Annotated in this window: 8 protein-coding genes; 7 read left to right on the top strand and 1 reads right to left on the bottom strand. The window is 72.9% G+C overall.

Going from position 1 to position 9,194, the window contains the following annotated elements; translation table 11 throughout:
* The 6 genes from D9R02_RS10245 to D9R02_RS10220 form a co-directional block, all read left to right on the top strand.
* Positions 1-768: TrmH family RNA methyltransferase (locus D9R02_RS10245; RefSeq protein ID WP_259463948.1), on the top strand; the 768-nt coding region annotated here is incomplete at its 5' end.
* Complete coding sequence (locus D9R02_RS10240; RefSeq protein WP_121566862.1) at positions 765-1,280, top strand: (deoxy)nucleoside triphosphate pyrophosphohydrolase; 516 nt, start codon at positions 765-767, stop codon at positions 1,278-1,280. The genes D9R02_RS10245 and D9R02_RS10240, both read left to right, overlap by 4 nt.
* Positions 1,277-2,776 carry a DHA2 family efflux MFS transporter permease subunit gene (locus tag D9R02_RS10235; protein WP_121566861.1) on the top strand — a complete coding sequence of 500 codons (1,500 nt, stop codon included), beginning with the start codon at positions 1,277-1,279 and terminating at the stop codon, positions 2,774-2,776. Before D9R02_RS10240 ends, D9R02_RS10235 begins: the two co-directional genes overlap by 4 nt.
* A gap of 272 nt (positions 2,777-3,048) precedes the next feature.
* Positions 3,049-4,107, top strand: a complete 1,059-nt coding sequence (gene pheS / locus D9R02_RS10230; protein ID WP_019310927.1) for a phenylalanine--tRNA ligase subunit alpha — start codon at positions 3,049-3,051, stop codon at positions 4,105-4,107.
* Between the two features lie 3 nt (positions 4,108-4,110).
* Complete coding sequence (gene pheT / locus D9R02_RS10225) at positions 4,111-6,663, top strand: phenylalanine--tRNA ligase subunit beta (protein ID WP_121566860.1); 2,553 nt, start codon at positions 4,111-4,113, stop codon at positions 6,661-6,663.
* Positions 6,664-6,691: 28 nt separating this feature from the next.
* The gene (locus D9R02_RS10220) at positions 6,692-7,300 is read left to right on the top strand and encodes a hypothetical protein (protein WP_121566859.1); all 609 of its coding nucleotides are present in this window, start codon (positions 6,692-6,694) and stop codon (positions 7,298-7,300) included.
* 22 nt (positions 7,301-7,322) lie between these two features.
* Here the strand turns inward: D9R02_RS10220 and D9R02_RS10215 are convergent, their stop codons facing one another.
* Positions 7,323-8,297, bottom strand: coding sequence for a quinone oxidoreductase family protein (locus D9R02_RS10215; RefSeq protein WP_121566858.1), 975 nt, complete (start codon positions 8,295-8,297; stop codon positions 7,323-7,325).
* Positions 8,298-8,520: 223 nt separating this feature from the next.
* On the opposite strand from D9R02_RS10215, the gene D9R02_RS10210 reads away from it, so the two are divergent.
* On the top strand, positions 8,521-9,194 hold a 674-nt coding region (locus D9R02_RS10210), incomplete at its 3' end, for an Asd/ArgC dimerization domain-containing protein (protein ID WP_259463947.1).

Below are 9,194 nucleotides of genomic sequence, written 5' to 3'. Positions count from 1 at the left end.
CTTCCCGCCCTGGACGCCGTGTACGTCACGCGACAGGAGCTCGAACGCCATCCGGGGATCGCCGCGGACCTCGAGGCGCTCGAGTCCCGGCGGGACGTGTTCCTCCGGATGGTCACCCCCGAGGTGCTCGGGGCCATGACCGACGCCGTGACCCCCCAGGGGATGCTCGCGGTGTGCCGCCTTCCTGAGGTCGCCGTGCTGGACGCGCTCGCGGACGCCCGCCTGGTGTGCGCCCTGGCCCGGGTGCAGGATCCCGGCAACGCCGGAACCGTGGTGCGCGCCGCCGATGCGGCCGGTGCCGGTGCCGTGGTGTTCTCCGAGGGCAGCGTGGACCCGTTCAACCCCAAGGCCGTGCGCTCCACGGCGGGTTCCCTCTTCCACCTCCCCGTGCTCACGGGGGTGGAGCTCTCATCCTTCGTGGCCTCGGCCCGGGGCCGTTCCCTGCGAGTCCTTGCGGCGGACGGCTACGCGCAGGCCACCGTGGACGAGCTCGCCGACGCCGCCCTGCTGCGTTCTGCGGGCGTCGCACCGGTGGTGGAGCACGACGTGCGGCTGGAGGATCCCACGGTCTGGCTGTTCGGCAACGAGGCGCAGGGCCTCTCGGATGACGAACGGGACCTCGCGGACCTGGCGGTGGCCGTGCCCCTGTACGGGCGGGCGGAGTCCCTCAACGTGGGCACCGCCGCGACCGTGTGCCTCTACGCCTCGGCGAGGGCGCAGCGACGGGCGGACAGCGGCGTCATCACCGTGCGGCGCAGAACCCCGTGACCGGCGGGACCCCCCGGACGCGCGTGGTCGGGGCCGCGATCCTGGACGCCGCGGCGTCGCCCACCCGCGTGCTCGCAGCCCAGCGAGCGTACCCCGAGTCCCTGCGCGGGCTGTGGGAGTTCCCCGGCGGCAAGCAGGAACCGGGGGAGGGCGCTCGCGACGCCCTGCTGCGGGAGTGCCGCGAGGAGCTCGGGGTGCACCTGGACCTGCTGTCCGAGGTGGAACCACCGGACCCCCAGGGCTGGCCGCTCACCGGCACCGCCGTGATGCGGGTGTTCACCGCCGTGCTGCGCGGTCCGAGGGGCCTGCGGCCCGCGGATGCCCCTGAACCTCGGCACCCCGTGTCGCCCGAACGGGTGCTCCAAGATCGGGTCCGCACCGGTGAGGACCACCTGGACGTCCGGTGGCTGCCGCTGGACGAGCCTGCCGCAGTCCTGGCGCTGCCGTGGATACCCGCGGACCTGCCCATCGTGGCAGCCCTGCTCAAGATGCTGGGAACGGAGCGCGCATGAGTCACAGCACCGCCGAGAGACGGGACGGCACCGACCCGCAGGCGTGGCGCGCCCTGTGGGCCCTGGTGCTCGACTTCTTCATGATCCTGGTGGACGCCACGATCGTCTCCACCGCCATCCCGGCCATCACCGCAGGCCTGCACACCGACATCTCCGGGGTGCTGTGGGTCACGAGCGGCTACCTGCTGGCCTACGCGGTGCCGCTGCTCATCACGGGACGGCTGGGCGACCGGCTGGGGCCGCGGACGGTGTACCTGTGGGGCCTCGCCGTCTTCACGGGGGCGTCCCTGTGGTGCGGCTTCGCCCAGGACGTCACCGCCCTGGTGGTCGCACGTGTGGTCCAGGGTCTCGGGGCGGCGCTGATGTCCCCGCAGACCATGACCGTGATCACCCGCATGTTCCCGGCCGCCACGCGCGGTGCGGCGCTCGGGATCTGGGGTGCCACGGCGGGTGTGGCCACGCTCGTGGGTCCGCTGCTCGGCGGGGTCCTGGTGGACCTCGCGGGGTGGCGCTGGATCTTCTGGGTCAACGTGCCGGTGGGGATCTTCGCGTTCTGGCGCGCCGCGGTGCACCTGCCGCGGCTGCCCGTGCGCAGCCACTCCCTGGACGTGGTGGGCGTCCTGCTGTCCGGGCTCGGGCTGTTCCTCGTGGTGTTCGGAATCCAGGAGGGGCAGAGCCACGAGTGGTCCACCGTGGTGGGGCCCGTCACGATCCCCATGGTGATCGGTGCCGGAGTGCTGGTGCTCGTGGCGTTCCTCGCGTGGCAGGCCGTCACGCCCGTCGAACCGCTCGTGCCGCTGCGGCTGCTCACGCAGCGCAACTTCACGCTCGCCAACGTGGCCATGGCCGCCGTGAGCCTCACCGTGAACTCCATGATCATCCCCGCGATGCTCTACCTGCAGGTGGTGCGCGGACTGGACCCCACGGTGGCCGCGCTGAGCTACGCACCCATGTCCCTGCTCTCCGCGGTCCTCGCCCCTTTCGTGGGCCGGGCGCTGGGCCGGGTGGCACCGCGGAGCATCGCGCTGCCCGGGATGCTCATCATGGCCGCCGGGCTCGCCGCGTACGCCCTGAGCCTGCGCCCCGGGACCTCCGTGTGGCTGCTGGCCGCGCTGACGCTCGTGATCGGGCTGGGCAGCGCCATGATCTGGTCCCCGGTCTCGCTCACCGCCACCTCGGACCTCGCCCCGGACGTCGTGGGCGCGGGCTCGGGGGTGTTCAACGCCACCCGGCAGGTCTCGGCCGCCGTGGGCAGCGCCATGATGGCCGTGCTCATGCAGGCCCAGCTGGCCGCGAACCTGCCGGCCGGGGCGGCAAGCGGCGACCTCGCCACGGGAGGGTCGGGGCAGGCCCTGCCGGAGCAGCTGCAGCCGGGATTCGCCCTCGCGATGTCCCACTCGCTGCTGCTGCCGGGGGCGGTGCTCGTCCTCGGTGCCGTGGCCACCGCGTTCTTCCGCGCTCCCGGTCGCACGCACCCTGACCGAAGTGCTGACTGAACCACTGGCCCAAGCACTGCCCGAACCACTCCCGACCGGACCGGGCCTGGCCGCACGTGCTCAGACCGGCCCCGCCCGCACCCGCGGCGGTGCGCGTGGCCCCGGCGGGTCCGCGAGCGGCGTCGCCGGCTCCTGACGGGCGGACGGCGCGGGCGCATCCACTAGACTGACCGTGCCCGTTCGCCCCGGCGGCGGGCACCGCCGTGTCCCGCGGCGAGCGCGCCCCAGGGACACGGAGCACCCCGTCCGCGAGCGCAGGAACGCGAGAAACCATGTCCGAGACCACACCGTCCGCCGCGGTGGACCCCACCGACGAGGCGGCCGTCACCGCCGCCGTCGAGGACGCGCTGAGCGCGATCCGGGCCGCCGCGGATCTGCCCGAACTCAAGACCGTCCGGCTCGCCCACGCGGGCGAGAAGTCCCCCCTGGCGCTCGCCAACCGGGCCATCGGCGGACTGGACAAGGCCGCGAAGGCCACCGCCGGCAAGCTCGTGGGGCAGGCGCGCGGACGCGTGAACAAGGCGATCGCCACGCGCACCGCCGAGCTCGAGGAGGAGCGGGACGCCCGGATCCTCGTGGAGGAGGCCGTGGACGTCACAGCGGCCACGCGGCGTCGTCGGATGGGCGGGCGCCACCCGCTGAACACCCTGATGGAGCAGATCGGGGACATCTTCGTGGGCATGGGCTGGGAGGTTGCGGAGGGCCCCGAGCTCGAGCACGAGTGGTTCAACTTCGACTCCCTGAACTTCCAGCCGGACCACCCGGCGCGCCAGCTGCAGGACACGTTCTTCGTGGACCCGCCGTCCTCGCACCTGGTGCTGCGCACCCACACCTCGCCCGTGCAGATGCGCTCGCTGCTGGAGCGCGAGCTGCCCGTGTACGTGGTGTGCCCCGGCAAGACGTACCGCACGGACGAGCTGGACGCCACGCACACCCCCGTGTTCCACCAGGTGGAGGGCATTGCGGTGGACGAGGGGCTGTCCATGGCGGACCTCAAGGGCACCCTCACGCACTTCGCGCGCACCATGTTCGGGCCCGAGGCGGCCATCCGGCTGCGCCCCAACTACTTCCCGTTCACCGAGCCCTCTGCCGAACTGGACGTGTGGCACCCCACGGCCAAGGGCGGGCCGCGGTGGATCGAGTGGGGCGGCTGCGGCATGATGCACCCCAACGTCCTGCGCGCCGCGGGCATCGACCCCGAGCGCTACTCCGGCTTCGCGTTCGGCATGGGCATCGAGCGGACTCTGATGTTCCGCAACAACGTCCCGGACATGCACGACATGGTCGAGGGCGACGTCCGTTTCAGCGAGCACTTCGGGATGGAGATCTAGAGCATGCGTATTCCCCTGTCATGGCTGCGCGAGTACGCGCCCGTCCCCGAGGACGCCACCGCCGAGGACGTCCTGGCCACCCTGGTGAAGGTCGGCCTGGAGGAGGAGGACGTCCACCGCCCCACGGACTCGCTGTCCGGGCCGATCGTGGTGGGCCAGGTGCTCACCATGGAGCCGGAGACCCACTCCAACGGCAAGACCGTGAACTGGTGCACCGTGCGCGTGGTCCCCGAGGGCCAGGAGCAGACGCTCACCGGCAAGGGCATCGAGGCCTCCGGGGTGCAGGGCATCATCTGCGGCGCCCACAACTTCTCGGTGGGGGACAAGGTGGTCGTCACCCTGCCCGGTGCCGTGCTGCCCGGTGACTTCCGGATCTCCGCGCGCAAGACCTACGGCCACACCTCGGCGGGCATGATCGCCTCCGTGCGTGAGCTGGGAATCGGCGAGGACCACGACGGCATCCTGGTGCTCTCCCGGCTCGGACTGGACCCCGAGATTGGCTCCGACGCCATGGAGCTGCTGGGCCTCTACGACTCCGCCGCCGAGGTCAACGTGACTCCGGACCGCGGCTACGCCTTCTCCCTGCGCGGTATCGCCCGCGAGTACTGCAACGCCGTGCGCGCCCCGTTCACGGATCCCGTGGCCCAGCTGGCACCGTCCGTGCCCGCCCCCACGCAGGACGGCTTCCCGGTCACGATCGACGACGCCGCCCCCATCCACGGCCGCGCCGGTTCCAACCGTTTCGCGGTGCGCGTGGTGGAGGGCGTGGACGCATCCCGGCCCACCCCGCCGTGGCTGGCCTCGCGGCTGCGCCTGGCGGGCATCCGCTCGGTGAGCCTGCCCGTGGACATCTCCAACTACGTGATGCTCGAGTACGGCCAGCCCATCCACACCTACGACGCGGACACCCTGCAGGGCGGGATCACCGTGCGCCGGGCCACGGCCGGCGAGACGCTCACCACGCTGGACGGCAGGAACCGCACGCTGGACACCGAGGACCTCGTGATCGCGGACGAGTCCGGCGCCGTCGGGCTCGCCGGTGTCATGGGCGGCGCCGCCACCGAGGTGAGCGGGTCCACCACCCGGATCCTCGTGGAGGCCGCCCGCTTCGACGAGGTCTCGATCGCCCGCACCGCTCGGCGGCACAAGCTGCCCTCGGAGGCGTCCAAGCGCTACGAGCGCGGCGTGGACCCCGAGCTCGCACCGGTCGCCGCGCAGCGCGTGGTGGACCTGCTCGTCGAGCTGGCCGGCGGGGCGGACACCGGTCGCGTCACGGACGTGGACCACACGCAGGCACCCACCCCGATCGACCTGGCGGCCGGCTACCCCACGGCGCGCGTGGGTGTGGACTACTCCCCGGAGGTCGTGGAGCGCACGCTTACGGCGATCGGCGCGGACGTCACCGAGACGGGCGACGGCTGGATCGTGACCCCGCCGTCCTGGCGCCCCGACCTCACGGGCGAGGACGACCTCGTCGAGGAGATCGCCCGACTGGACGGCTACGACAAGATCCCGAACCGGCTCCCCGTGGCCCCTCCCGGCCGCGGATTCACACGCTCGCAGGCCGCACGACGCCGCGTGGCCGCCACCCTCGCGGCAGCGGGCCTCACCGAGGTGCTCAGCTATCCGTTCGTCGCGCAGGCGGACAACGACCGCTGGGGCAGCCCCGAGGGCGCGCGCGTGCCCTCGATAAGGCTGGCGAACCCCATCAGCGAGGCACAGCCCCTGCTGCGGGTCAGCATCCTGCCCGGTCTGCTGGAGGTGCTCAAGCGCAACCACTCCCGCGGGTTCCGTGACCTCGCGCTCTACGAGATCGGCCACGTCTTCCTCGCCGAGGGCTACACCCCGGACACGCAGCCGGTGCCGCCCCTGGGCGTGCGCCCCATGGACCCGGACCTGGACCGCCTCCACGCCGCCGTGCCGGACCAGCCGCGCAAGCTCGCCGCGGTGCTGGCGGGTCACGACGCCGCCGCTGGCCCGTGGGTCACGCCGCGCGCCTACGACTGGCAGGACGCACTCGACGTCGCCGAGCTCGCCGCGCGCAGCGCCGGTGTCGAGCTGGAGGTGGCCCAGGGCCGTCACGCCGCGTTCCACCCCGGCCGCACGGCCGAGCTGCGCACACCGGACGGCGCCGTGATCGGCGTGGCCGGCGAGCTGCACCCCAAGCTCGTGGCGGCCGAGGGCCTGCCGGAGCGCACGTGCGCCGTGGAGCTGGACCTCTCCGCCCTGCTCGAGCGGGAAGCACCCGCCGTGGTGGCGCAGCCGATCTCGGGCTACCCCGCCGCCACGCAGGACGTCGCCCTCGTGGTGGACGGCTCCGTGACGGCCGCGCAGCTGCTGGAGACGGTGCGCCGTGGTGCCGGTGAGCTGCTGGAGTCCGCGGACGTCTTCGACGTGTACGCGGGCACGGGCATCCCGGAGGGGAAGAAGTCCGTGGCCATCGCGTTGAGGTTCCGCGCCCCGGACCGGACCCTCACCGCGGACGAGGCCTCGCAGGCCCGCGAGGCCGCCGTGGCGGCGGCCCGGGACGCCCACGGCGCCGAGATCCGCAGCTAGCACCCCCACCCCCACCACAAGGAGCGTCGTGTCCCCCGATTCCCGCGAACTCATCGACTTCCACGAGCAGCAGGACGACCACGCCCCGAGGTCCCGGGGCTGGCTCGTCGTGAGCATGGCGCTCGTGGGTGCGGTGCTCACGGTGGTGCTGGGGGTGCTGTGCGCGCTGTCCTTCGAGAAGGCCTCGCGTCTGGAGGACGTGGCGGGGGAGACCATGGTGGTGTCCGGAACGTACCAGACCCTCACCAAGGACCTGGACACGCAGGACTACAACGGGATCTACTCGGGCACCATGCCCGCGAACGACCTCGTGGTGCAGCACCCGTTCGACAACCGGCTCAACGATCCGCAGCAGAAGGCGGAGGGGGACCAGATCACATTCCGGGGCACCCAGGCCGGGGTACAGGACGCGGACTTCCCCCGGGACGTCGACGCCCTGCTCGCCGTGCGCGACGGCAACCTCACGGTCGTGGAGACGGACGTCCCCGGAACCTACGGCACGGAGGGGGTGACCGAGTCCACGGTCACCACCCAGCGGGTCAAGGCCACCGCGTGGGGTGCGAGCGCTCTGCTGTGCGCCCTGCTGACCGTGTGGGGCGTGCGTCGCACCCACCGCGGGGTGCGTGTGGGCGTGTGAGTCGCGGTTCTGCGGACCGCGCTCAGGGCACGAGCAGCAGCTTGCCCTGCGTGGTGCGGGACTCGAGATCCCGGTGCGCCGCGGCGGCGTCGGCCAACGGGTGGGTCCCGCCCACCCGCACGGTGAGGTCGCGGCTGCCCACAGCGTCGGTGAGCTCGGACCACCGCCAGGCGCGCTCCTGCGCGTCCCGGAGGTAGTGGGCGAGCGACGGCCGCGTCACGTAGAGACCTCCCGCGCCGTTGAGCCGCTGCAGGTCGAACGGGGGCACTTGGCCCGAGGCTCCGCCGAAGAGCACCACGGTGCCGCGCACGCGGGTGGCGCGCAGGGACTCGTCAAAGGTGCTGCGCCCCACGGAGTCGTAGACCACGTCCGCGCCTGCTCCGTCGGTGAGCTCCCGCACCCGCTCCGCGAACCCCTCGTAGCCGAGCACGTGGTCCGCGCCCAGCCCACGCGCCGTCTCCTCCTTCTCCGGCGTGGAGGTCAGGGCGATCACGGTGGCGTCCACGCGCTTCAAGAGCTGGATCGCCAGCCCGCCCACGCCGCCGGAGGCCGCCGTGAGCACGGCGGTGTCCCCGGGGCCCAGCCGGACCGTGGAACGCACCAGGTAGTGGGCGGTGAGGCCCTGCAGGGGGAGGGTCGCGGCGGTCTCTGAACCCATGTCCTCGGGGACGGGCAGGACCGAGTCCGCGGAGACCACGAAGTGCTCTGCGTAGGTGGCGCGGGCCTCGACGGTGGCGATCCGCTGCCCCACCGAGACCTCCGACACCTCCGTTCCCACGGCCGTGACCACACCGCACCCCTCGGCCCCGGGCGTGAACGGGAAGGACACGGGGTAGACCCCGGAGCGCTGGTAGGTCTCGATGAAGTTCACCCCTGCGGCCTCGGTGCGCACGAGCACCTCGCGCGGGCCCGGAGTGGGCACGGGCAGCTCGTCGAGCCGGAGGACCTCGGGGTCCCCGGCCTGTCGGGCAACGATGGCCTGCATGGTGGTGGTCATGGTGCGGTCTCCTTCGTGGGGCACGTCAGACGGTGCACGGCAGCTCGCTGCTGGGCGACGGCGTGCGGGCGGGGCGGGGGGCGGCCCCGACCGGGCGGTGCCTCTCCGGCCAGTCTCACCCGCCCCCGTGCACGGGGCAACCCCGGCGGAGCGGCGGGTGGTCGAACAGCCCCTGGTGAATAAGTATTGAATAGAGTGCATAGAAATACGCTATGCTGATCGCATGACCTACACCGCAGCAGTCTCGGGCGCCACCGGCTACGCGGGCGGAGAGGTGCTCCGCCTGCTGTGCGGGCACCCGGAGATCGAGATCACCACCGTCACCGCCCACTCCTCGGCCAGACGCCGCCTGGGGGAGCTGCAGCCGCACCTGCACGAGCTCGCGGACCGGGAGGTCCTGGAGACCACCGCGGAGAACCTCGCGGGGCACGACGTCGTGTTCCTGGCCCTGCCGCACGGCCAGTCCGCCGCGGTGGCCGCGCAGCTGCCCCCGGAGACCGTGGTGGTGGACGCCGGCGCGGACCACCGGCTCGCGTCCGCCGAGGCGTGGCAGCAGTTCTACGGCACGGAGCACGCGGGCACGTGGCCGTACGGTCTGCCCGAGCTGATCGTGGATCCGAGCGGACGCACGCAGCGGGACCGTCTGCACGGGGCGGCACGCATCGCCGTGCCGGGGTGCTACCCCACAGGTTCGCTGCTCGCGCTGGCACCGGCGCTCGCGGCCGGCGTCGTGGAACCCGCGGACCTCGTGGTCGTCGCCGCGTCGGGCACCTCGGGGGCGGGCAAGTCCGTGAAGCCTCACCTGCTGGGCGCGGAGACCATGGGGTCCATGTCCCCCTACGGTGTGGGCGGAGGGCACCGGCACACGCCCGAGATCGAGCAGGGCCTGGGGTGGGC

Origin of the sequence: Kocuria rhizophila (assembly GCF_003667225.1) — a bacterium.
GTDB lineage: Bacteria > Actinomycetota > Actinomycetes > Actinomycetales > Micrococcaceae > Kocuria > Kocuria rhizophila.
Note: the sequence above shows the minus strand (reverse complement) of the source record. Positions and strands in the feature narration are given on the sequence as shown.